The sequence below is a fragment of the Rhodopseudomonas sp. genome (assembly GCF_036404135.1).
Lineage (GTDB): Bacteria > Pseudomonadota > Alphaproteobacteria > Rhizobiales > Xanthobacteraceae > Rhodopseudomonas_A.
Genome location: NZ_DASWPE010000214.1, coordinates 1 through 20614, shown reverse-complemented (window position 1 = coordinate 20614; position 20614 = coordinate 1). Strand labels below are relative to the sequence as shown.

At 66.3% G+C, this 20614-nt stretch carries 25 protein-coding genes; 8 read left to right on the top strand and 17 right to left on the bottom strand.

Annotation, left to right across the window (positions count from 1 at the left end):
• Nucleotides 1-4: 4 nt before the first annotated feature.
• Nucleotides 5-1186, bottom strand: coding sequence for a YbfB/YjiJ family MFS transporter (locus VGC77_RS23430; protein ID WP_331173951.1), 1182 nt, complete (start codon nt 1184-1186; stop codon nt 5-7).
• Nucleotides 1187-1429: 243 nt separating this feature from the next.
• Between VGC77_RS23430 and leuB the strand changes: the two genes are divergently transcribed.
• Complete coding sequence (leuB, locus tag VGC77_RS23425; protein ID WP_331173950.1) at nt 1430-2542, top strand: 3-isopropylmalate dehydrogenase; 1113 nt, start codon at nt 1430-1432, stop codon at nt 2540-2542.
• Between the two features lie 387 nt (nt 2543-2929).
• On the opposite strand, the gene VGC77_RS23420 is transcribed toward leuB, so the two are convergent.
• A complete protein-coding gene (locus VGC77_RS23420) occupies nt 2930-3304 on the bottom strand; it encodes a hypothetical protein (protein WP_331173949.1) in 375 nt (124 codons plus the stop codon).
• Between the two features lie 161 nt (nt 3305-3465).
• On the bottom strand, nt 3466-4275 hold the full coding sequence (locus VGC77_RS23415) for a hypothetical protein (RefSeq protein ID WP_331173948.1): 810 nt from the start codon (nt 4273-4275) through the stop codon (nt 3466-3468).
• A gap of 126 nt (nt 4276-4401) precedes the next feature.
• Between VGC77_RS23415 and VGC77_RS23410 the strand changes: the two genes are divergently transcribed.
• Both VGC77_RS23410 and VGC77_RS23405 read left to right on the top strand, forming a co-directional pair.
• The gene (locus VGC77_RS23410; RefSeq protein ID WP_331173947.1) at nt 4402-5436 is read left to right on the top strand and encodes an aspartate-semialdehyde dehydrogenase; all 1035 of its coding nucleotides are present in this window, start codon (nt 4402-4404) and stop codon (nt 5434-5436) included.
• A 187-nt stretch (nt 5437-5623) separates the two neighbouring features.
• Nucleotides 5624-6187 (top strand): TIGR00645 family protein, encoded by a 564-nt coding sequence (locus tag VGC77_RS23405; RefSeq protein ID WP_331173946.1) that lies wholly within the window; start codon nt 5624-5626, stop codon nt 6185-6187.
• Here VGC77_RS23405 and VGC77_RS23400 read toward each other — a convergent pair whose 3' ends face one another.
• Nucleotides 6188-6403, bottom strand: a complete 216-nt coding sequence (locus VGC77_RS23400) for a DUF3072 domain-containing protein (protein WP_331173945.1) — start codon at nt 6401-6403, stop codon at nt 6188-6190.
• 65 nt (nt 6404-6468) lie between these two features.
• Entirely contained in the window at nt 6469-7119 is a 651-nt protein-coding gene (locus tag VGC77_RS23395; protein WP_331173944.1) for a carbonic anhydrase, read from the bottom strand.
• A 116-nt stretch (nt 7120-7235) separates the two neighbouring features.
• Here VGC77_RS23395 and VGC77_RS23390 point away from each other — a divergent pair, with 116 nt between their 5' ends.
• Nucleotides 7236-8114: a CoA ester lyase gene (locus VGC77_RS23390; protein WP_331173943.1), complete on the top strand. Its 879-nt coding sequence runs from the start codon at nt 7236-7238 to the stop codon at nt 8112-8114.
• Between the two features lie 416 nt (nt 8115-8530).
• Here VGC77_RS23390 and leuD read toward each other — a convergent pair whose 3' ends face one another.
• Together leuD and VGC77_RS23380 are read right to left on the bottom strand one after the other, a co-directional pair.
• The gene (gene leuD, locus VGC77_RS23385) at nt 8531-9136 is read right to left on the bottom strand and encodes a 3-isopropylmalate dehydratase small subunit (protein ID WP_331173942.1); all 606 of its coding nucleotides are present in this window, start codon (nt 9134-9136) and stop codon (nt 8531-8533) included.
• A gap of 70 nt (nt 9137-9206) precedes the next feature.
• On the bottom strand, nt 9207-9608 hold the full coding sequence (locus VGC77_RS23380) for a metallopeptidase family protein (RefSeq protein WP_331173941.1): 402 nt from the start codon (nt 9606-9608) through the stop codon (nt 9207-9209).
• A gap of 113 nt (nt 9609-9721) precedes the next feature.
• Between VGC77_RS23380 and VGC77_RS23375 the strand changes: the two genes are divergently transcribed.
• Complete coding sequence (locus VGC77_RS23375) at nt 9722-10063, top strand: hypothetical protein (RefSeq protein ID WP_331173940.1); 342 nt, start codon at nt 9722-9724, stop codon at nt 10061-10063.
• A gap of 7 nt (nt 10064-10070) precedes the next feature.
• On the opposite strand, the gene VGC77_RS23370 is transcribed toward VGC77_RS23375, so the two are convergent.
• Entirely contained in the window at nt 10071-10280 is a 210-nt protein-coding gene (locus VGC77_RS23370) for a hypothetical protein (protein WP_331173939.1), read from the bottom strand.
• A gap of 242 nt (nt 10281-10522) precedes the next feature.
• Here VGC77_RS23370 and VGC77_RS23365 point away from each other — a divergent pair, with 242 nt between their 5' ends.
• Both VGC77_RS23365 and VGC77_RS23360 read left to right on the top strand, forming a co-directional pair.
• A complete protein-coding gene (locus tag VGC77_RS23365) occupies nt 10523-10747 on the top strand; it encodes a hypothetical protein (protein WP_331173938.1) in 225 nt (74 codons plus the stop codon).
• A gap of 200 nt (nt 10748-10947) precedes the next feature.
• Entirely contained in the window at nt 10948-11532 is a 585-nt protein-coding gene (locus VGC77_RS23360; RefSeq protein WP_331173937.1) for a hypothetical protein, read from the top strand.
• A 213-nt stretch (nt 11533-11745) separates the two neighbouring features.
• On the opposite strand, the gene leuC is transcribed toward VGC77_RS23360, so the two are convergent.
• The 8 genes from leuC to pufB all read right to left on the bottom strand — a co-directional run bounded on the left by leuC (nt 11746) and on the right by pufB (nt 18310).
• Nucleotides 11746-13164: a 3-isopropylmalate dehydratase large subunit gene (gene leuC / locus VGC77_RS23355; protein WP_331173936.1), complete on the bottom strand. Its 1419-nt coding sequence runs from the start codon at nt 13162-13164 to the stop codon at nt 11746-11748.
• Between the two features lie 300 nt (nt 13165-13464).
• Entirely contained in the window at nt 13465-13860 is a 396-nt protein-coding gene (gene rplS, locus VGC77_RS23350; protein ID WP_011470708.1) for a 50S ribosomal protein L19, read from the bottom strand.
• 113 nt (nt 13861-13973) lie between these two features.
• Nucleotides 13974-14717, bottom strand: a complete 744-nt coding sequence (gene trmD, locus VGC77_RS23345; protein WP_331173935.1) for a tRNA (guanosine(37)-N1)-methyltransferase TrmD — start codon at nt 14715-14717, stop codon at nt 13974-13976.
• Between the two features lie 69 nt (nt 14718-14786).
• On the bottom strand, nt 14787-15302 hold the full coding sequence (gene rimM / locus VGC77_RS23340) for a ribosome maturation factor RimM (protein WP_331173969.1): 516 nt from the start codon (nt 15300-15302) through the stop codon (nt 14787-14789).
• 200 nt (nt 15303-15502) lie between these two features.
• The gene (gene rpsP, locus VGC77_RS23335; protein ID WP_011470705.1) at nt 15503-15835 is read right to left on the bottom strand and encodes a 30S ribosomal protein S16; all 333 of its coding nucleotides are present in this window, start codon (nt 15833-15835) and stop codon (nt 15503-15505) included.
• 114 nt (nt 15836-15949) lie between these two features.
• A complete protein-coding gene (gene ffh, locus VGC77_RS23330) occupies nt 15950-17491 on the bottom strand; it encodes a signal recognition particle protein (protein WP_331173934.1) in 1542 nt (513 codons plus the stop codon).
• A gap of 443 nt (nt 17492-17934) precedes the next feature.
• Complete coding sequence (locus VGC77_RS23325) at nt 17935-18138, bottom strand: light-harvesting protein (RefSeq protein WP_184253469.1); 204 nt, start codon at nt 18136-18138, stop codon at nt 17935-17937.
• Between the two features lie 16 nt (nt 18139-18154).
• The gene (gene pufB, locus VGC77_RS23320; RefSeq protein WP_011470702.1) at nt 18155-18310 is read right to left on the bottom strand and encodes a light-harvesting antenna LH1, beta subunit; all 156 of its coding nucleotides are present in this window, start codon (nt 18308-18310) and stop codon (nt 18155-18157) included.
• Nucleotides 18311-18740: 430 nt separating this feature from the next.
• Here pufB and VGC77_RS23315 point away from each other — a divergent pair, with 430 nt between their 5' ends.
• On the top strand, nt 18741-19799 hold the full coding sequence (locus VGC77_RS23315; protein ID WP_331173933.1) for an MBL fold metallo-hydrolase: 1059 nt from the start codon (nt 18741-18743) through the stop codon (nt 19797-19799).
• A gap of 153 nt (nt 19800-19952) precedes the next feature.
• Here VGC77_RS23315 and VGC77_RS23310 read toward each other — a convergent pair.
• Nucleotides 19953-20614: SIMPL domain-containing protein (locus tag VGC77_RS23310; RefSeq protein WP_331173932.1), on the bottom strand; the 662-nt coding region annotated here is incomplete at its 5' end.

Below are 20614 nucleotides of genomic sequence, written 5' to 3'. Positions count from 1 at the left end.
CTCCTCACCCCACCGGGCGCTGGAACGCGGCCAGCGCGGCGCCGAGCGCCAGCGCCGCGGCGGAGACGTTGAGCGTGGTGTCGAGGCTGCCCATCGCGTCGGTGATCGCGCCGGTGGCGATCGGGCCGATGGTCTGGCCGACGCCGAACACGATGGTCATCGCCGCGATCGCGCTGGGCCACGCTTCGGGTGGATAGTTGAAGCGCACGAAGGCGGTGGTGGTGGTCACCACGGCGAAGAACGCCACCCCGAACACCGCCGCCGACACCGCCAGCATCCAGGGCGACGGCGACAACAGCGGCAACGCCGCGCCGAGCGCGTTGACGCCGAGAATGATCGCGGTGGTGATGCCGCTTCTGCCGCGCGCGATCAGCCGCCGCCACACCCAGGGCGAGGCGAAGGCGCCGGCGCCGATCAGGCACCAGAATCCGCTCTGCGCCAGCGCGCCGCCGCCGGCGTCGCGGACATAGGCGATCATGAAGGTCATGTAGGCGATGTAGCCGGCGCCGAACAAAAAGTAGGCGATCAGATAGATCGCTACCGGGCCCGCCGCAAAGCGCGCCGGCTTGCCCGGGGTCAGCGCCGCTTGCGCCGCGATCGGCCGCAGCAAGAGCGGCAGGGTCAAAGCGCCCGCGACCAGGGCCAGCGCCAGCCACACCGCCCGCCACGATCCCGGGCCGAGCAGCCCGAGCAGCAGCGGCGCCAAAAGCCCGGAGAGCAGGATGCCGAGCCCCGGCCCGGCATAGAACAGGCTGAGCAGGAAGCTCGAGCGCTGCGGCTCGGTCTGCGCCAACGTCGCCGCCAGCGCGCCGCCGGCGACGAACGAGACCGCGGCGCCCAGGCCTGCGAGCAGCCGGGCGAGGCCAAGCAGCGCGAAATTGCCCGACAATGCGCACAGCAATAGCGAGGCGACGCAGGCCAGCGTGCCGGCCTGCACCACGCGGAACAAGCCGAACCGCCTGACCAGGGAGGCTGCGACCAGCGCGCCGCCGAGATAGCCCGCGGCATTGACGGTATTCATGAATCCGGCGGCGGAATACGACCAGCCCAGCGCGTCACGCATATCCGGCAGCACCAGCGAATAGGCGAATGGGGCGATGCCGAGGCTAATGGTCGGCGACAGCGCCAGCATCACAATGAGCTGAGCGGGGTGCGGCTGGGCCATCGTGCGATCGATCAGGGTCAAGCGTTTCTCCGTCGCCTGTTGCCCTTTTTGCCGGGTTCGCAGCCACCGCGCAACGCCCGGCGCCGGGAACGGTGTCTTGCCAATCGCGCAACGCCGTTTTAGCACTCCGCCGCATCCATTCACCCGTCGTGTCCGGCGCTGCCGGGCATCCAAGCCTCCTTGAAATCAAGCCTTCTTGAGATTGAGCGGGCACCAGGGATGGCCGGGACCGCCCCGGCCATGACGCATCCTGAGGAATTGACCATGGCGACCCACAAACTGCTGCTTCTTCCCGGCGACGGCATCGGCACCGAAGTGATGGCGGAGGTGAAGCGGCTGATCGACTGGCTCAACGCCCAGGGCATCGCGCATTTCGAGACCGAGGACGGCCTGGTCGGCGGCGCCTCCTACGACGCCGACAAGGTGGCGATCACCGACGCCACCATGGCCAAGGCGCAGGCTTCCGACGCGGTGATCTTCGGCGCGGTTGGCGGCGCCAAATGGGACGGCGTGCCCTACGAGGCGCGGCCCGAAGCCGGTCTGCTGCGGCTGCGCAAGGACCTCGGGCTGTTCGCCAATCTGCGCCCGGCGGTGTGCTACCCGGCGCTGGCGGATTCCTCGAGTCTGAAGCGCGACGTGGTCGAAGGCCTCGACATCATGATCGTGCGCGAACTCACCGGCGGGGTGTATTTCGGCGAGCCGAAGACCATCACCGATCTCGGCGCCGGCCAGAAGCGCGCCATCGATACCCAGGTTTACGACAGCTACGAAATCGACCGCATCGCGCGGGTCGCCTTCGACCTCGCGCGCAAGCGCCGCAACAAGGTGACGTCGATGGAAAAGCACAACGTCATGAAGTCCGGCGTGTTGTGGAAAGAGGTGGTCACCAAGGTCCACGCCCAGGACTACAAGGACGTTCAGCTCGAGCATCAGCTGGCGGATTCCGGCGGCATGAATCTGGTGAAATGGCCGAAGCAGTTCGACGTCATCGTCACCGACAATCTGTTCGGCGATATCCTCAGCGACATCGCCGCGATGCTGACCGGCTCGCTCGGCATGCTGCCGTCGGCCTCGCTCGGCGCGGTCGACGCCAACACCGGCAAGCGCAAGTCGATGTACGAGCCGGTGCACGGCTCGGCCCCCGACATCGCCGGCAAGGGACTGGCCAATCCGGTGGCGATGCTGGCGTCGTTCGGCATGGCGCTGCGCTATTCGCTGGAGATGGGCGACCTCGCCGACAAGCTCGACGCCGCGATCGCAGGGGTACTCGCCAAGGGGCTGCGCACCGCCGACATCAAGTCGGAAGGCACCACGGTGATCTCGACCTCGCAGATGGGCGAAGCGGTCTTGAAGGAGATCCAGGCGCTGCACGCGTAAGCCGCTGCACGGGTAAACGGGGCGGCGGCGCGGCTTTCGCGGCGCTGCCGTCCAGGCCATCGGCGCTGCGTCCACGCAATTGGCGTCATCCTGGGGAGCCCGGCGACGTCCGAAGGACGAAGCCGGGCGTCTCGAAGGATGGGCTGCGAGCAAGCGGGATCAGCGCAGGACTCCGGGCCGCATCCTTCGAGGCCCTCGCGAACACGCTCGGGCGCCTCAGGATGACGGCGCCGGGGCGGTCGAATCGCTCTCACCCTGGCCCGTCAGACCGACACCGCCCACTCATCAGACCGACACCACCCACAAAAAATGCCCGGCGCGAGCCGGGCATTTTCGGATCCATATCTCTGCGTCCTAGTGCAAATCGTCGCGTCGAACGGCCGCTTCTCAGTACAGCGGGAAGCGCTCCGGGTAGCCGCCGAGGTCGGAGGCCGGATTGAGCGGCTGGCGGTCGAGCGGACGGTTGAGGTTTTCCATGCCGAAGGAGCGGCCGGGCGGATAGGCGTAATCGGTGAATTTGCGGTCGCCGGGCAGCACTTCGACGCCGGCGTCAAGCCAGGAGCGCTTGGTGACGTAAACCCGGGTCCGCGGCCCGGCCTGATAGGACGAGTTCGGACCATTCGGCCCGTAGGCAGTGCTCGAACGATCGTAATGCTTGCGCTTGGCCGCATTGGCGTCCGAGCTATCGAGGCCGATTGCGACAACGGCGACCGCCGCGAGCAGCACCGTGAGTTTCCTCGCGGCAGGGAATTTCAAGGTCATCATGTCCTCATGGCAGTCAGTAGGGCATCGTCCGATTCAACCGCATTTTAGCTGCCCGGAGCAGCGCGCCACAAGCTCAATCGGGACACAGTGCCGGACAATAATGCGTGGCGACGCAAAATGTTGCACGCGGATGCGCGCCGCAACGCCGAGCCGCCGCGTTACAGACTGCCGCGCAGCTGTGGGTTCTGCGCCGCGGTCACCCAATCCGCCGCGCCGGCGGGCTGCGCCGCGCGGCCCGGGCGGCGCAATTCGGCGCGGGCGAACAAGTCGGCGAGCTTCGGGTCGTTGCCGGCGCTGAGCAGCACCAGCCGGTTCAGCAGGCAGGCAATCGCCGCGCGCCGCGACGCCAGCGTCTCGCCCTGGCAGGACCAGCCGGAGATCCGCAGCGCCGGTTGCTCGATTGTCTTCAGAAAGCCGAGGCAGGCGCGGGTCTGCCCTGCGTCGGGCGCGCCGAGGCTGACCAGCGTCACCGCGCCGAATTTGCTGTCGATCAGCCCGGCGGCCTCGACCGGCCGCAGCCCGTCCGGGTCGATCCGCGCCGCGAGTTCGGCGGCCGGCGGCAATCCATCGCTCAATTCGCCGCCGGGGCGGTAGATTTCCAGCTCGGCGATCGGCGCTTCGCCCGCGCCGGCCCAGCGCAGCACGTCCTTGCGGCCGCCATCGGGATGCCGCAAAATTTCATAAGTCTCTGTTTTGCCGCTCAAATCGAACTGGCTGACGGCGAATGCCGGAAACGAGCGCGGGGCGCCGACAAAGCCGGGCTTCGGCGTCGGCTCAGCAGCGGCAGAAAGCATCGCCGCGGCATAGGGCTGCGCGGCGCGGAATGCGATGATCGCGATCAGCGCCAAAGCGCCGAGATAGGCCAGCCCATGCAGCAGCGTGGCGCGGCAGTCGGTGGCAAGGCGTCGCAGGGCCGGGTGGATCCGGGGCGGATCGGTGACGGCGCGGACGGCCGAAATCGTTCGCATCGAGGGGCTCTGGTAGGCTAGTAGGAGGGAGTTGAGTTGTGCTGGAAGCGTTTCTCGCATAGAAGCGCTGCCTCTTCGGTTGCCGCTGAGGGCGGCGGCGAAGCATATTTCTTCGGAGAGTGAACGATGGGTTACAAAGTCGCGGTGGTCGGGGCGACCGGCAATGTCGGGCGGGAAATGCTCAACATTCTGGACGAACGCAAATTCCCTGCTGACGAGGTGGTGGCGCTGGCGTCGCGCCGCAGCATGGGCGTCGAAGTGTCCTATGGCGACAAGACCCTGAAGGTGAAAGCGCTGGAGAACTACGACTTCTCCGACGTCGATATCTGCCTGATGTCGGCCGGCGGCAGCGTGTCGAAGGAATGGTCGCCGAAGATCGGCGCGCAGGGCGCGGTGGTGATCGACAATTCCTCGACCTGGCGGATGGATCCCGACGTGCCGCTGGTGGTGCCGGAAGTCAACGCCGACGCGGTCGCAGGCTTCACCAAGAAGAACATCATCGCCAACCCGAACTGCTCGACCGCGCAGCTCGTCGTGGCGCTGAAGCCGCTGCATGATCGCGCGACGATCAAGCGCGTGGTGGTGTCGACCTATCAGTCGGTGTCCGGCGCCGGCAAGGATGCGATGGACGAATTGTTCTCGCAGACCAAGGCGGTGTTCACCGTCGAGGAGGTCCACTCCAAGAAGTTTCCGAAGCGCATCGCCTTCAACGTCATCCCCGAGATCGACGTGTTCATGGAGGACGGCTTCACCAAGGAAGAGTGGAAGATGATGATGGAGACCAAGAAGATTCTTGATCCCAAAATCAAGCTGACCGCGACCTGCGTGCGGGTGCCGGTGTTCGTCGGCCATTCCGAATCCGTCAACATCGAGTTCGAGAACCCGATTTCGGCCGACGAGGCGCGCAACATCCTGCGCACCGCGCCGGGCTGCCTGGTGATCGACAAGCACGAGCCCGGCGGCTACGTCACGCCCTATGAGGCGGCCGGCGAGGACGCCACCTATATCAGCCGGATCCGCGAGGATGCCACGGTGGAAAACGGACTGGTGCTGTGGTGCGTGTCCGACAATCTGCGCAAGGGCGCGGCGCTCAACGCGATCCAGATCGCCGAATGCCTGATCAACCGCAAATTGATCACCGCGAAGAAGAAGGCAGCGTAAGTAACAGCCTGTCGGGCGGGCCAAGGCGCTCTTGCGCCGTGCCCACCTGACCGGCGGCAAAGCCGGCGGGCAGGCTTCGCTTTGCCTACCCTAATGACTACTACTGACTACTGACTTCGAACCATGGCGGATGAGTCGCGTCCGCCCTGCGCAACGTCGGGCGGACGCTGAGGCTTCGGGGGACGCGATGACGGATCAGCCGACCAGACATCGCACCAATCCGGTGGAGCGGGCGCTGGAAACGGTGCTGTTCAATAGCCGCTGGCTGATGGCGCCGTTCTATCTTGGCCTCGTCGTCAGCCTCGCGGTGCTGCTGTACAAATTCGGCCTGCTGATCTGGGAGTTCATCCTGCATGCGCCGGCGGCCAAGGAATCCGACATCATCCTCGGGGTGCTGTCGCTGATCGACGTGTCGCTGACCGGCAATCTGATCCTGATCGTGGTGTTTTCCGGCTACGAGAACTTCGTCTCGCGGATCGATCCAGGCAACCATCCGGATTGGCCGGAATGGATGACCAAGGTCGACTTCGCCGGGCTGAAGCAGAAATTGCTGGCCTCGATCGTGGCGATCTCGGCGATCTCGGCGATCCAGGTGCTGAAGGCATTCATGAACATCGACGCCGCGTTCGACGCGCAGAAGCTCGGCTGGCTGATCGGCATCCACCTGGTGTTCGTGGTCTCGACGCTGCTGTTGGCGCTGTCGGACCGTTTCGGCGGCGATCACGGCGGCGGCGACAACGCCGCGCATTGATCAGTCGGCGACGCCGGCCGTCTGGCGCAATTCGTCGATCAGCTTCGAGGCCTCGGCCTTGGTGAGGTTGTCGCGGAATGCCTCCGGCCGTTTGGCCTGCTCGCTGAGGGTTTTCAGATAGGACGCCTGGGCGCCGGTCATCGGATCGTCGCCGGACCCCCACTCGTCCGGGTCTTTCTCGGTATTCGAACCGGGATCGGTTTTGGGATTGGTCATCGCGGGCCTCCGTCGCGCGATTCAACGCCACGGTTCTCGATCCGTTCCCACCTGCGGCGGGCGGGTCAACCGATGGCGAGCGTGCCGGCGGCGTGGAACTGGTCGCTCTCGGCGTCGAACACCGCGAGCGAGCCTTCGGCGACGCCGAAATAGGCGCCGTGCAATTGCAGCTTGCCGCGGCCGACCAGGATCTCGACGCAGGGGAAGGTCATCAGATTGTCCAGGCTGCGCTTCACCGCGGCCTGCTCCAGCCGGGTGATGAACTGCTGCATCGATTCGTGATCGTGCGGCTCGACGGTCTCCGCGGCGCGCGCGAACATCGACATCCACTTGCCGATGAAATCGCCGGGCGACAGCGGCGCGGTCTTGTCGACGAAGGCGCGGATGCCGCCGCATTGCGCGTGGCCGAGCACCACGATGTGCTTCACCCGCAGCACCTGCACGGCGTATTCCAGCGCCGCCGAGACGCCGTGCACGGCGCCGTCCGGGGCATAGACCGGCACCAGATTGGCGACGTTGCGCAGCACGAACAATTCGCCGGGGCCGGCGTCGAAGATCACTTCGGGCGACACCCGCGAATCACAGCAGCCGATCACCATCACTTCGGGGGATTGGCCGCGCTCGGACAATTCGCGGTAGCGCGACTGTTCGGTCGGCAACCGCTGCGTGGTGAAGTTCTGGTAGCCTTTGAGCAGATGTTGCGGAAACGATGCCATCGGATGAGCGCCTCGCCAGTCCGCGTGGGATAACCATAGGATGCGCTCGGGAACAAGCCTTTCGGCGCAGGTCGCGAAATGTTATCGCCTGCCAAATCCAACCGAGAGGTAATGCCATGATCCGTCCGCGTCGCAGCCTGCTGTTCATGCCGGGATCCAATGCCCGGGCGCTGGAAAAGGCCCGGCTGCTGCATGCCGACGGCCTCATTCTCGACATCGAGGATTCGGTGGCGCCGGACGCCAAGGCCACCGCGCGGGCGCAGATCGCCAAGGCGGTCGCCGACAAGGGCTTTGGCAAGCGCGAGATCCTGATCCGGATCAACAGCCTGGATTCGCCGTGGTGGAGCGAGGACATCGCGATGGCCGGCCAGGCTAGGCCGGACGGCATCCTGGTGCCAAAAGTCTCCAGCGTCGCCGATCTGACCGCGATCGCCGACCGGCTCGCCGAGATCGGCGCCGACGACTCGATCAAGGTCTGGATCATGATCGAGACCGCGCGCGGCGTGCTGCGTGCCGAGGAGCTCGCGGCGGCGTCGCAGGACCCCAGGACGCGGCTGGCCGGCTTCGTGTTCGGGCCGAACGACATTTCGCGGGAGACCGGCATCCGCATGCTGCCCGGCCGCGCCGCGATGCTGCCGATGCTGACGCATTGCGTGCTGGCGGCGCGCAGCTACGGGATTACGATTCTCGACGGTCCCTATGGCGGCATCGGCAATATCGAGGGCCTTGCTCATGAATGCGCGCAGGCGCGCGATCTCGGCTTCGACGGCAAGACGCTGATCCATCCCGGCCAGATCGAGGCCTGCAACGCCGCCTTCACCCCGCCGGCCGAGGACGTCGACTACGCCCGCAAGGTGATCGCGGCGTTCGCGCAGCCGGACAACGCCGCGCGCGGCGCGATCCAGCTCGACGGCCGGATGGTGGAACGGCTGCACGCCGAGATGGCGGAAAAAACCATCGCCTTGGCCGACGCCATCGCGGCGATGGGGCATTAGGCGCGTCGCGACGATAGGCGGAAGGCGACGTCAGCGTGGGCAGGTCGCGGCGATAGGCGTTGGCTTGGGCGCGACCAGAGGTTGGATGACGCAAGGTCGACGCTTCCCCACCCTCCCCTGGAGGGGGAGGGTCGCTCGCGGAGCGAGCGGGGTGGGGTGAAAGCGCCGGAGTTCATGCTATCCCGAGCAGCGGGCACACAATCCAGCGGACCGAAATAATCGAGGCGGTGAGATCCGCCGCTCCTGGGCGAGTGAATCAATCAGAAGTCTCGCCCACCCCACCCCGGACGGCTTCGCCGTCCGACCCTCCCCCTCCAGGGGAGGGTAAGAGAGACTGCGCGGGGCGCGGGTGAGAATGCCTCCCGCGAGGGGCGAAAGCCTTCAGCGAGGGGCGCGAAGCAGAGGACGGCGAAAGCTTACGCCCAGGCGCGTTCGGTCTTGGCCTTGTCCTCGTAGCTGTCGATCGAGGCCTTCTTCTCCAAGGTGAGGCCGATGTCGTCGAGGCCGTTCATCAGGCAGTGCTTGCGGAACGGGTCGATCTCGAACTTCACCGTGCCGCCGTCCGGCCCGCGGATTTCCTGCTTGCCGAGGTCGATGGTGATGGTGGCATTGGCGCCGCGCTCGGCATCGTCGAACAGCTTGTCGAGATCGGACTGCGTCACCCGGATCGGCAGCACGCCGTTCTTGAAACAGTTGTTGTAGAAGATGTCGCCGAACGAGGTCGAGATCACGCAGCGGATGCCGAAATCCAACAGCGCCCAGGGGGCGTGCTCGCGGCTCGAGCCGCAACCGAAATTGTCGCCGGCGACCAGGATCTTGGCGTTGCGATAGGCCGGCTTGTTGAGGATGAAATCCGGATTCTCGCTGCCGTCGTCATTGTAGCGCTGCTCGGAGAACAGCCCCTTGCCGAGCCCGGTGCGCTTGATGGTCTTCAGATACTGCTTGGGAATGATCATGTCGGTATCGACATTGATGATCTTCAGCGGCGCCGCGACACCTTCCAGCGTGGTGAACTTGTCCATGATATATTCCCCGATGCAGCCGGCATTTTAGCCTGATCGGGCGAGGGCTCCAAGGGCAATTTGCGCGGGCCTAATCGGCGACCTCGGCCTCGATCGCCGCCATGTCGCCGTCGGACAGGCCGAAATGGTGGCCGATCTCGTGGATCAGGACGTGGCGGACGATATGGCCGAGGCTTTCATCGTGCTCGGCCCAATAGTCCAGGATCGGCCGGCGATACAGCCAGATCATGTTCGGCAGCCGGGCGATGTCGTCCTGGCTCTGATGCGGCAGCCCGACCCCCTGGAACAGGCCGAGCAGGTCGAATTCGCTCTCCGCCTGCATCTCCTCCAGCACCTCGTCGGTGGGGAAATCCTCGACGCGCAGGATCACGCCGTCGCACAGCGCGCGAAACCGCTTCGGCAACGCTCTGAACATGTCGTGCGCCATCGCTTCCATGTCGGCGAGCGACGGCGATTTCAAGGAGGACCACATGCGGCCTCTCTTAGAAGATCGGAAAGCTTTGCGCAAAGCTCCATCGCCGCGCGGTTGACGCCGGCACGGCAATCGGAGAGCGTAGCGCCGGGTTGTCGATGCGGGAGCAGGGGATGAGGGACAGGACCATAGCGATCGGGCTGGCGCTGTTGGCGATCGGCCTTTGTCCGCCGCAGCCGGCCGTCGCGCAGGGCGCCTCCGGCCTGCACCAGGCACAAGCCGCGTCGCCCGGCGTCGCCGCTTCCGACGTCTCGGCGCAGCGCCGCGCCGCGCGTCGCCCGCCGACCCGGCTGCGGGTCTACCCGATCTACCGGCCGCAGCCCTACGAGGTGGTCCCGCGCTACAACCCCGGTCCGAACGCGGTGCGGGATTGCACCGCGACCTATGTCGAGGAATACCGCCCGAGCGGCACCGTGATCACGCCGCGGATGAACTGCTTCTGGCGCCGCGGGTAATTCGTCCTCAGCGCCGCCGCGTCAGGCCGATCAGCGCCGCGGCGATCAGGCCGGCCGACAGCCCATAGACCACGACCGCCATCGCCAGTTGCGTCAGCGGCGCTGCGGTGCCGGGGCCCGCGCCCGGGCCCTGCGAGGCCACCGCCGCGCCGGCCGTGACCAGCGCGAGGCCGGCCGAGGTCAGGGCCCGTCCAATCCATGATGATACTGCCGACATGTGCGGTTCCCGTGACTGCGCCTTGCTGCCCTGTTCAGCTACGCAGCAGCGGCGCCGCGGTTTTGCAAAGCGTGCGGATTGCCGGGAACCGGCGGCCCTGGTTCGGCATTCATCACAGCGGCGTTCAGTTCGCGTTCACGTCGCGACACCTAGCCTGACCAACGCTCGGCGTGGCGGACAACGCGGCTGCAACAACGCCGACATCGTCCATGCCGACATCGTCCATCAAGGAGGGTACTCTCATGAAGCTGAGCCGAGTTTTGGGCCTTGCCGCGGTTGCGGGATTGATTGCCACGGCGGCGCCGAGCGGCGGCGCGCAAGCGGCCTCGCTGGTCTCCCCCGGCATCGCCGCCGCTGTGCAGGCCAACCCGTCGATGAAGTCGTCGACCGAAGTGCGCTGGCATCGCGGCTGGCACCGGCATCACGGCTGGCGCCGGCATCACTGGCATCGCCGGCACTGGCGCTGATCACCGCGATCATCGCGGATGCGCTGACAGGCCCGCTTGCGGGCCTGTTGTGCGTCCGGCGGTGCGCCCGGCAGAGCCGCGGCCGGCGCCGCGTTCGTCGTGCGGCGTCGACGCCATCGGCGATCAGCCGCATCATTCATGACGCATTCAGATCGTCGTTCCTAATTTCGAACGATCCAGTCTTGCGAGGAGGTCTGCCGATGCTGCGAAGTGCAGGTATCAAATTTCGTCTCGGGTCGCTCGGTCTTGCCGTCGCCACCGCACTGGCGGTCTGGCTCGCTGCCGCGCCGCGCGCCGAGGCGGTGTCGTTGATCGCGCCGGCCGCGGCGCCGGCGACGAAATCGGCCGGCGAAATCCCGCTTACCGAGGTGGTACAGCGCGGCGGCGGCTTCCATGGTGGAGGCTTCCATGGCGGCGGCGGATTTCACGGCGGGGGTTTCCGCGGCGGTGGTCCGGCGTTTCATGGCGGCGGGTTTCGCGGCGGCGGATTCCGTCCGGCATTTCACGGCGACGGGTTTCGCGGCGGCGGTTTCTCGCGCGGCGGCGGCTATCGCTACGGGTCTGTGATCGGCCGGCATTACTACGCGCCGGGGCGGCACTTCGGCTACCGGCACTACGGCTATCGCCACCACTTCCGTCCGCGCTACTACGGCTACGCGCCGTATTATTACGGGCCGCGCCGGTTCTGCCGCGTGGTGTGGACTTACTACGGGCCGCGCCGGGTGTGCCATTATCGGCCGTGGTGGCGCCACCATCACCGCCATCATTGGCGGGTGTATTGGTAAGCCTGCGCTGTCAGCGAGCAGACACGAAACAGGCGCCCATTATAGCGTTTTCGAGCGAAGTGGATCCCGGTTCGGGTGAAGAAAACGCGTCACAATAACAATCTCAAGCTCCGGTTCTGATTCGATCAGAACCGGAGCTTGAGGCGCCTGAATTCGTTTGCGATGCGTTATGGCCTGGCCCGCTGCGGCACGGCTGTTGCCGGACCGGCGGACTCAGTGCCAGTCGCGGATGTCGACGAAGTGCCCGGCGATCGCCGCCGCCGCCGCCATCGCCGGCGACACCAGATGGGTGCGGCCCTTGAAGCCCTGACGGCCTTCGAAATTGCGGTTCGAGGTCGAGGCGCAGCGCTCTTCCGGCGCCAGCTTGTCGGGGTTCATGGCGAGGCACATCGAGCAGCCCGGCTCGCGCCACTCGAAGCCGGCCTTCAGGAAGATCTTGTCGAGGCCTTCGGCTTCCGCCTGCTCCTTCACCAGACCTGACCCCGGCACGATGATGGCGTTGACATTGCCGTTGACGGTCTTGCCCTCGGCGACCTTGGCTGCGGCGCGCAGGTCCTCGATCCGGCCATTGGTGCAGGACCCGATGAAGGCGCGGTCGATCTTGATGTCGGTGATCCTGGTGCCGGCTGTGAGCCCCATATAGGCCAGCGCGCGTTCCTTGGAGAGCCGCTTGGCCTCGTCGGTGATGTCGGCCGGGTTCGGCACTTTGCCGGTGATCGAGACGACGTCTTCCGGCGAGGTGCCCCAGGTGACGATCGGCGGCAAGGCGGCGGCGTCGAGCCGGATCTCGTGGTCGAAATGCGCGCCCGCGTCGGAACGCAACGTCTCCCAGTAACGCATCGCGGCGTCCCAATCGGCGCCGCTCGGCGCCATCGGACGGCCCTTCAGATAGGCGTAGGCCTTGTCGTCCGGCGCGATCAGCCCGGCGCGGGCGCCGCCCTCGATCGACATGTTGCACACCGTCATGCGGCCTTCCATCGACAGCGCGCGGATCGCCTCGCCGGCGTATTCCAGCACGTAGCCGGTGCCGCCCGCGGTGCCGATCTCGCCGATGATCGCCAGGATGATGTCCTTTGCGGTGACACCGTCCGGCAACGCGCCGTCGACCGTCACCCGCATGTTCTTGGCCTTCTTCTGGATCAGCGTTTGCGTCGCCAGCACGTGCTCGACCTCGGAGGTGCCGATGCCATGCGCCAGCGCGCCGAACGCGCCATGCGTCGAGGTGTGGCTGTCACCGCAGACGATGGTGGTGCCGGGCAGCGTGAAACCCTGCTCCGGGCCGATGACGTGGACCACGCCCTGGCGCTTGTCGAATTCGTTGTAATAGGTGACGCCGAATTCGCGGGCGTTCTCGGCCAAGGCCGCGATCTGGTCGGCGCTTTCCGGATCCGGATTGGGCTTTGAGCGATCGGTGGTCGGCACGTTGTGGTCGACCACGGCCAGCGTCTTCTCCGGCGCGTGCACCTTGCGACCGGCGGTGCGCAGCCCTTCGAACGCCTGCGGGCTGGTGACTTCGTGCACCAGATGGCGGTCGATATAGAGCAGGCAGGTGCCGTCCTCGGCCTCGTGCACCAGATGGTCGTTCCAGATCTTGTCGTACAGCGTGGTCGGGGTGGCTTTTGAATCGGTCATGAGATTTCAACCTTGTCGAACTTGTCGAAACGGAATTGGATATGGCGAGCGCTCCGCAGCGGCGGAGAGCTCAAGCCGAAAGCGCGGCCGTAGTCAGCCGCCCGAAGAACCGCCAGGGCAGGCGGCTGCGGTCGTCGAGCACGATGCGTGCTGCAAGCGGACGGTCTGGAAACATTCTACTGATATAGCACGAAGCGGCGACACGACAACGCTTTGGCTGCGGCGGCGCGCCCGGTTCCGGGCAACAAAAAAGCGCGGGCGAAACCCGGGCTTTCCGTCTGAATTGCTGCGACGCGAAGATTACTCGGCGGCGCCGGCCACCACCTTGGCCGGGCGGTCCTGCTTCTTCTCGACGATGCGGGCCGATTTGCCGCGCAGGTCGCGCAGGTAATACAGCTTGGCGCGACGCACCTTGCCGCGGCGCACCACCTTGATCGAATCGATCATCGGGGAGAGCAGCGGGAACACGCGCTCGACGCCCTCGCCATAGGAAATCTTGCGAACGGTGAAGCTCTCGTTGATGCCGCCGCCGGAACGGCCGATGCAGACGCCTTCATAGGCCTGCACGCGGGAGCGCTCGCCTTCGACCACCTTGACGTTGACGATCACGGTATCGCCCGGACCGAACTCCGGAATCACCTTGCCGGCGGACAATTTGTCGAACTGCTCTTTTTCGAGCTCTTGAATAAGGTTCATTGCAATTCTCCATCGGCGGCGCGCCCAGCCATCCCGGCGCGGGCTGCGCGATTGTCCAATTATCCTGCCAGTGAGCGGATTTGGCGCTGCTATACGGCAAAGGCGAAGCTTTGTCACCCGTCCGTCGTGTTTTTTGGCGGTTTTTGGCGAGTGGCCGCCGGTCGCGTGGCGAACAGATCCGGCCGGCGGGCTCTCGTGAGTTTTTCGGCCTCGGCGCGGCGCCACGCCGCCACCTTGGCGTGATCGCCGCTGGCCAAGATCTCCGGGATCGGCCGGTCCTCGAACGATTGCGGCCTGGTGTATTGCGGATATTCCAGCAGGCCGTCGGAAAAGCTTTCGTCGGTTCCGGATTCGGCCTTGCCCATCACCCCGGGCAACAGCCGCACGCAGGCGTCGAGCAGCGCCAGGGCTGCGATTTCGCCGCCGGACAAGACGTAATCGCCGATCGAGACTTCTTCGAGGTCGCGGGCGTCGATCACCCGCTGGTCGATGCCTTCAAAGCGGCCGCAGACGATCAGCGGCCCCGGACCGGCCGCGAGTTCCGCGACCCGGCCTTGAGTGAGCGGCCGGCCGCGCGGGCTCATCACCAGCCGCGGCCGGCCTAGTGCGGCGTCAGCGGCATCGATCGCCGCCGCCAGCACGTCGGCACGCAGCACCATGCCGGGGCCGCCGCCCGCCGGGGTGTCGTCGACGCTGCGATGTCTGTCGGTGGCACTGGCGCGGATGTCGCGCACCTCGAGCGTCCACAAGCCGGTCGCCAGCGCGCGGCCGGCCAGGCTGACGCCGAGCGGGCCGGGAAACATCTCCGGAAACAGCGTCAGCACGGTGGCGCGCCAGGGGTTCGGATCAAAGCTCATGGCTTTCCTTGGCGCGTTCGATTGGCGCCGTCAAACCAACGGCCGCGCCGCGCCCGGGATACGATCAACTCAGATATCCGCCTGCGCCGGATCGTCGCCCTCGATCTCGGCGGGCAATTCGATCACCACGCGACCGGCGGCGATGTCGACGGCCGGCACCACAGCGTCGGTGAACGGCAGCAGCAGCGTCGGGCCGCTCGCTGGAGCGATTTCGATGATGTCGCCGGCGCCGAAATTATGGATCGCCAGCACCTTGCCGATCGGCTCGCCCGCGGCATTCACTGCGGCGAGCCCGATCAAATCGGCGTGGTAGTACTCGCCCTCCTCGGGCGCCGGCAGTTGAGCGCGATCGATGTAGAGCTCGACGCCGTTCAGCCGTTCGGCGTCCTCGCGGCTGACGACGCCCTGCAGCGTCGCCACCAGATGGCCCTTGGCTTCGCGCGCAGTTTCGACTTCGAAACTGCGCAGGCCGTCCTTGGTCGACAGCGGCCCGTAATCCAGCACGGCCAAGGGATCGGCGGTGAACGGCCACAGCTTGACCGCGCCGCGAATGCCATGCGGCGCGCCGATCCGGGCAACGCAGATGCGCTTTTCCCTCTCCCCTTGTGGGAGAGGGTGGCTTCGCGGAGCGAAGCCGGGTGAGGGGGAAGCGGCAGAGGAGGAAGCGGACCCCTCACCCGGCTCGCGCCGTCGTTGACGGCGCTCACCACCCTCTCCCCCAGGGGGAGAGGGTTGCTCCGCGTCACCACTCGGCGGCTTGCTCACGACCACCCGCGTGTTCGCGCTTACTTCTTGGCGGCGGCTTCAGCGGCGGCCTTGCGCTCCTTGCGCGGCACCGCCTTTTCCGGGTTGTTGCGGGCTTCGCGCTTCTTGACGCCGGCGGCGTCGAGGAAGCGGGCGACACGATCCGACGGCTGCGCGCCCTTGGCGACCCAGGCCTTGACCTTGTCGAGGTCGAGCTTCAGCCGGGCTTCGCTATCCTTCGGCAGCAGCGGATTGAAATGGCCGAGCCGCTCGATGAAGCGACCGTCACGGGGGAAGCGCGAGTCGGCGACGACGACGTGATAGACCGGGCGCTTCTTGGTGCCGGCGCGGGCGAGGCGGATAACGACTGACATGATGTCTCCTTTGAGGTGTCTCGTATGCGTTGCGAAAAATCGGTAAACGGTGAAAGCCGGTCAGCCCGGGCTGCGCGTCGGCGCAGGGCTGGATGACCGGGCCGGCCTAAATTGTCATTTCTTCTTCCCGAAGCCGGGGAAGCCGCCGAGCCCGGGCAGCGTCGGCTTGCCGCTCAGGCCGGTGAGGCCGGGCAGTTTCGGCAATCCGCCGCGCAGGCTCGCCGGCAGATCCTTCGGCAATTCCGGCAGCGCGCCGCCCTGGGCCTGCTGCTCCTGCATCGCCTTGATCTGTTCGGGCGACGGCATGCCGCCGCCGAATCCCATCGCTTGCGCCAGCCCAGCCATCGGGCCGCCCTTGCCGCGCCCCACCGCCTTCATCATGTCGGCCATGTTGCGGTGCATTTTCAAAAGCTTATTGACTTCCTCGACCTTCAGCCCGGCGCCGGCGGCGATCCGCTTCTTGCGGCTGGCCTTGAGGATATCGGGGTTCTTGCGCTCCTGGCGGGTCATCGAATCGATGATCGCGATCTGCCGGTTCAGCACCTTGTCGTCGATCCGCGCCGCGGCGATCTGGCTCTTCATCTTGGCGATGCCGGGCATCAGCCCCATCAGCCCGCCGATACCGCCCATCTTGGTCATCTGCAGCAATTGCTCGCGCATGTCGGAAAGGTCGAACTGCCCCTTGCGCATCTTCTCGGCGACCGCGGCGGCCTTTTCGGCGTCGAGATGCGAGGCGGCCTTTTCGACCAGCGAAACCACGTCGCCCATGCCGAGGATCCGGCCGGCGATTCGGCTCGGGTGAAAGTCTTCCAGCGCGTCGGTCTTTTCGCCGGTGCCCATCAGCTTGATCGGCTTGCCGGTGACCGCGCGCATCGACAGCGCGGCGCCGCCGCGGCCGTCGCCGTCGACGCGGGTCAGCACGATGCCGGTCAGCCCGACCTGGGTGTCGAAGGCGCGCGCCAGATTGACCGCGTCCTGGCCGGTCAGACTGTCGGCGACCAGCAGCACTTCGTGCGGGTTGGCGACGGCTTTGATCTCGGCGGCTTCCGCCATCATCTCGTCGTCGAGCGTGGTGCGGCCGGCGGTGTCGAGCAGCACCACGTCGTAGCCGCCGAGCCGGCCGGCCTCGATGGCGCGGCGCGCGATCTGCGCCGGCTTCTGGCCGACCACGATCGGCAGCGTCTCGATCTCGAGGTCGCGGCCGAGAATCGCCAATTGCTCCATCGCCGCCGGGCGATAGACGTCGAGCGAGGCCATCAGCACCTTGCGCTTGTCGCGCTGGGTCAGCCGGCGGGCGAGCTTGGCGGTGGTGGTGGTCTTGCCGGAGCCCTGCAGGCCGACCATCATGATCGGCACCGGCGGCACGGCGTTGAGATCGATGATCTGCGCGTCGGAGCCGAGCGTGGCGACCAGCTCGTCATGGACGATCTTGACCACCATTTGGCCCGGCGTCACCGACTTCACCACGGTGGCGCCGATCGCCTGCTCGCGGACCTTGTCGGTGAAGCTCTTGACCACGTCGAGCGAGACGTCGGCCTCGAGCAGCGCGCGGCGCACTTCACGCATCGCGGCGTCGACATCGGCCTCGGTCAGCGACCCGCGCCGGGTCAGCCGATTGAGAATGCCACCAAGCTTTTCCGACAGATTGTCGAACATCGGCACAAATCCAGACAACAGCCCTTCGGCGAAAGGCCTGCACAAAACAATTTCGCGCCCGAGGGCGCACAGCGCTGTCGGGCGTTGACCTCCGGTCTCCGGGACCGGGCGGCGGGTCGAAAAGCAAAACTCTTCGAGAAGTCGGGCGGATTTACAGGGGGACGGCCTGGAAAGTCAAGAAACTCTCGGCCCCGGAGCGCCGCTGGGCGCGTAAACCGCTGTCCCGGAGCGCCGCTGGGCGCGTAAACCGCTGTGCAATCGACCGCAGCAATCGAATTGCCGGGAAGGGTCGGCAAGGCCGGGACGCTATCGACGGCAACGCCGCGGCGCCGATGCCGGCCCAGGCGTGTCTGATCCATCGATCCAGGCCTAAACCACCGAAAATCCCCCGTTGCCAGGGGATCTCCGGTGGGTCTCTAGGAATTCAGCTTGCGAACAGGCTGTTACTTCTTGGCCGGCGCGGCGACCGGGGCCACGGCCGGCGCGGCAGCGGCGGTCTTGGCGGCGCCATTCCAGTAGCCCGAGAACCAGGTGGTGTTCTCGACCAGCGCGAGGTGAACGAGGATCGCGATCACGGTGACGCTGCCGAGCAGCAGCGGCAGGCCGACGGTCGGGTTAACGACGGTCCAAATGCGAGCTTGGTTCATGTGCGGTCCCCCTTACTTACTTCAGCCACGGCGAATAGACGTACGCCAGAAAGTGAGCAACGATCGCGATCGCGCCGAACACGCGGGTGCCGTCGATCACATGCTTGTGGAGCTCTTCGGACTCCGCGATTGTCAGACCCGTCGGCCAGACCTTGTTCAGATCCTCTGCCATAACTTAACCTCCTGAGAGACTACGACCAATTTCGTGCTGAACCCGCACGTGGGTATTCCTGCTGCTACGCCGAACCAAGGTTCGCCCGGTCTCAGCTGCGGTAGTCCGGAGCGTCGCCGCGCCTGCGCCGCCACCCACCTCGTGTCAGCACCCGCCGATGCAATTCTCCGGCTCGATCGCAAATCCGGCTATCCGGCTTTTCACGATCAAGTGATGCATGATTATCCCGGCGCGGATTTTTGTCAATCCAGCATGACACGAGGTAATGTCAATCTTCTATGACACAGCATTGCGAGCGTGCAGGGCGGCCGATCACTAGCTGGCGGTACTATATTCTTGGGGACTCTGGCGTTCGGCGGCGCACCGCTTAGATGGGCGAGGTGCGACTGATCGCACCTCCGACCCGCCACCGCAGCCTGATCGCATCGCCTTGCCGCTGACCCGCCGCTCCTTGCTCAGCAATCTCGCCGGCGCCGCCGCCGCGATCGGCCTGGCATCATTCTGGATCTCCCGCATGCCCAACTACCAAGGCCCGCTGTCCGATCATTTCGACGGCACGCGTTTCTTCGATCCCGACGGCGCGCCGCCGCGCAGCCTCTCCGATGTGCTGCGCTGGCAGTTCAAGCGGAGCCAGGCGAAATGGCCGGACTGGGCGCCGAGCCCGTTTGCCGATACCCCGCCGCGCCGCGTCGATGGCGACCAGGTGCGGCTGTCTTTCGTCGGCCACGTCAGCTGGCTGATCCAGACCGCCGGGCTGAACATCCTGATCGATCCGTTATGGTCGGAGCGCGCCTCGCCGGTCTCCTTCGCCGGACCGAAGCGCCACAACGCGCCCGGCATCGCCTTCGAGGCGTTGCCGCCGATCGACGTCGTGCTGGTCTCGCACGGCCATTACGACCATCTCGATCTGCCGACGCTGTCGCGACTTGCCGCCCGGCACTCGCCGCGGGTCATCACCCCGCTCGGCAACGACCTCACCATGACCTCGCACGACCAAGCGATCCGCGCCGAAGCCTTCGACTGGCACGATCGCGTCGCGCTCGCCGACCAGGTGGCGGTGACGCTGGTGCCGACGCGGCACTGGACCGCGCGCGGGCTGTTCGATCGCAACAAGGCGCTGTGGGCGAGCTTCGTGCTGCACACCCCGGCCGGCAACATCTACATCGTCTGCGATTCCGGCTATGGCGACGGCCGGCATTTCCGCCGCGTCGGCGAAGCCCACGCGCCGCTGCGGCTGGCGATCCTGCCGATCGGCGCCTATGAGCCGCGCTGGTTCATGCAGGACCAGCACATGAATCCGGACGACGCCGTGAAGGCGCTGGCCGATTGCGGCGCCGAGCAGGCGCTGGCGCATCACCACGCCACGTTCCAGCTCACCGACGAAGCGATCGACGCGCCGGCGAAGCGGCTGGATGCAGCGCTCGGCGCGGCGGAGACTCCGCGCGATCGATTTGTGGCGCTGAAGCCGGGACAGGTGTTTGAAATTTAGCTGTCATCCCGGCCAAGCGAGCGCCGATTCGGGATCCATAATCTCCGAGCCAGTGGTTTCAAACGAGGCACGGGCCATAGCGTGAAACAGCTCGACAATGTGTATGGTCCCGGATCGGCGCTCGCTTCGCGAGCTTGTCCGGGACGACAAATACTACGGCGCCGGCTTGATCGCCCAGGTCACGCTGACATTCACCCGCAGCGTTTCCTCGCCCTGTGCGATCGGTGCGGACGCCGCCATGCCGGCCATCTTGCGGAATGCCACCGGGGCCGGCGCGCCGCCGCCCTCTTCGGAGATGCTGACGGGGAGCCCGAGCGTGACGCCGGCGGCCCTGGCATAGATCTCCGCCTTGCGGCGGGCATCGGCGATCGCCTCGGTGCGGGCGTCATCGAGCAGCTTCGAGGCCTTCTCCACCATGAAGTTGATGCCGCCGATCTCGTTGGCGCCGGACGACACCAGCGTGTCGATGGTGGCAGCAACCTTGGTCACGTCGCGCAGCCGGATGGTGACGCGGTTGCTGGCGCGGTAGCCGGAAACGACGTTGACCCCGGGCCTGTTGCTGGTTGGCTGCGCATATTGCGGCTGCAGCGACAACCGCGAGGTCTGCACGTCCTTCTCGTCGAGCCCGGCGGCCTTCAGCGCCAGCAGCACCTTGCCCATCGCCGCGTTGTTGCTTTCGGACGCCTCGCGCGCGGTCTTGGCTTCGGTCGAGACGCCGCCGTCGATCACCGCGATGTCCGGCGGCACCGACACGGTGCCCTCGCCCGACACCGAGATGGTCGGCGGCGCGTCATTGTCGGCGCGCGCAGGTGATA

Excerpts from the sequence above, each read along its gene's own strand:
- leuB (WP_331173950.1), top strand. The coding sequence starts at position 1,430 with ATGGCGACCCACAAACTGCTGCTTCTTCCCGGCGACGGCATCGGCACC.
- VGC77_RS23420 (WP_331173949.1), bottom strand. The coding sequence starts at position 3,304 with ATGACCTTGAAATTCCCTGCCGCGAGGAAACTCACGGTGCTGCTCGCG.
- VGC77_RS23415 (WP_331173948.1), bottom strand. The coding sequence starts at position 4,275 with ATGCGAACGATTTCGGCCGTCCGCGCCGTCACCGATCCGCCCCGGATC.
- VGC77_RS23410 (WP_331173947.1), top strand. The coding sequence starts at position 4,402 with ATGGGTTACAAAGTCGCGGTGGTCGGGGCGACCGGCAATGTCGGGCGG.
- VGC77_RS23405 (WP_331173946.1), top strand. The coding sequence starts at position 5,624 with ATGACGGATCAGCCGACCAGACATCGCACCAATCCGGTGGAGCGGGCG.
- VGC77_RS23400 (WP_331173945.1), bottom strand. The coding sequence starts at position 6,403 with ATGACCAATCCCAAAACCGATCCCGGTTCGAATACCGAGAAAGACCCG.
- VGC77_RS23395 (WP_331173944.1), bottom strand. The coding sequence starts at position 7,119 with ATGGCATCGTTTCCGCAACATCTGCTCAAAGGCTACCAGAACTTCACC.
- VGC77_RS23390 (WP_331173943.1), top strand. The coding sequence starts at position 7,236 with ATGATCCGTCCGCGTCGCAGCCTGCTGTTCATGCCGGGATCCAATGCC.
- leuD (WP_331173942.1), bottom strand. The coding sequence starts at position 9,136 with ATGGACAAGTTCACCACGCTGGAAGGTGTCGCGGCGCCGCTGAAGATC.
- VGC77_RS23380 (WP_331173941.1), bottom strand. The coding sequence starts at position 9,608 with ATGTGGTCCTCCTTGAAATCGCCGTCGCTCGCCGACATGGAAGCGATG.
- VGC77_RS23375 (WP_331173940.1), top strand. The coding sequence starts at position 9,722 with ATGAGGGACAGGACCATAGCGATCGGGCTGGCGCTGTTGGCGATCGGC.
- VGC77_RS23370 (WP_331173939.1), bottom strand. The coding sequence starts at position 10,280 with ATGTCGGCAGTATCATCATGGATTGGACGGGCCCTGACCTCGGCCGGC.
- VGC77_RS23365 (WP_331173938.1), top strand. The coding sequence starts at position 10,523 with ATGAAGCTGAGCCGAGTTTTGGGCCTTGCCGCGGTTGCGGGATTGATT.
- VGC77_RS23360 (WP_331173937.1), top strand. The coding sequence starts at position 10,948 with ATGCTGCGAAGTGCAGGTATCAAATTTCGTCTCGGGTCGCTCGGTCTT.
- leuC (WP_331173936.1), bottom strand. The coding sequence starts at position 13,164 with ATGACCGATTCAAAAGCCACCCCGACCACGCTGTACGACAAGATCTGG.
- rplS (WP_011470708.1), bottom strand. The coding sequence starts at position 13,860 with ATGAACCTTATTCAAGAGCTCGAAAAAGAGCAGTTCGACAAATTGTCC.
- trmD (WP_331173935.1), bottom strand. The coding sequence starts at position 14,717 with ATGAGCTTTGATCCGAACCCCTGGCGCGCCACCGTGCTGACGCTGTTT.
- rpsP (WP_011470705.1), bottom strand. The coding sequence starts at position 15,835 with ATGTCAGTCGTTATCCGCCTCGCCCGCGCCGGCACCAAGAAGCGCCCG.
- ffh (WP_331173934.1), bottom strand. The coding sequence starts at position 17,491 with ATGTTCGACAATCTGTCGGAAAAGCTTGGTGGCATTCTCAATCGGCTG.
- VGC77_RS23325 (WP_184253469.1), bottom strand. The coding sequence starts at position 18,138 with ATGAACCAAGCTCGCATTTGGACCGTCGTTAACCCGACCGTCGGCCTG.
- pufB (WP_011470702.1), bottom strand. The coding sequence starts at position 18,310 with ATGGCAGAGGATCTGAACAAGGTCTGGCCGACGGGTCTGACAATCGCG.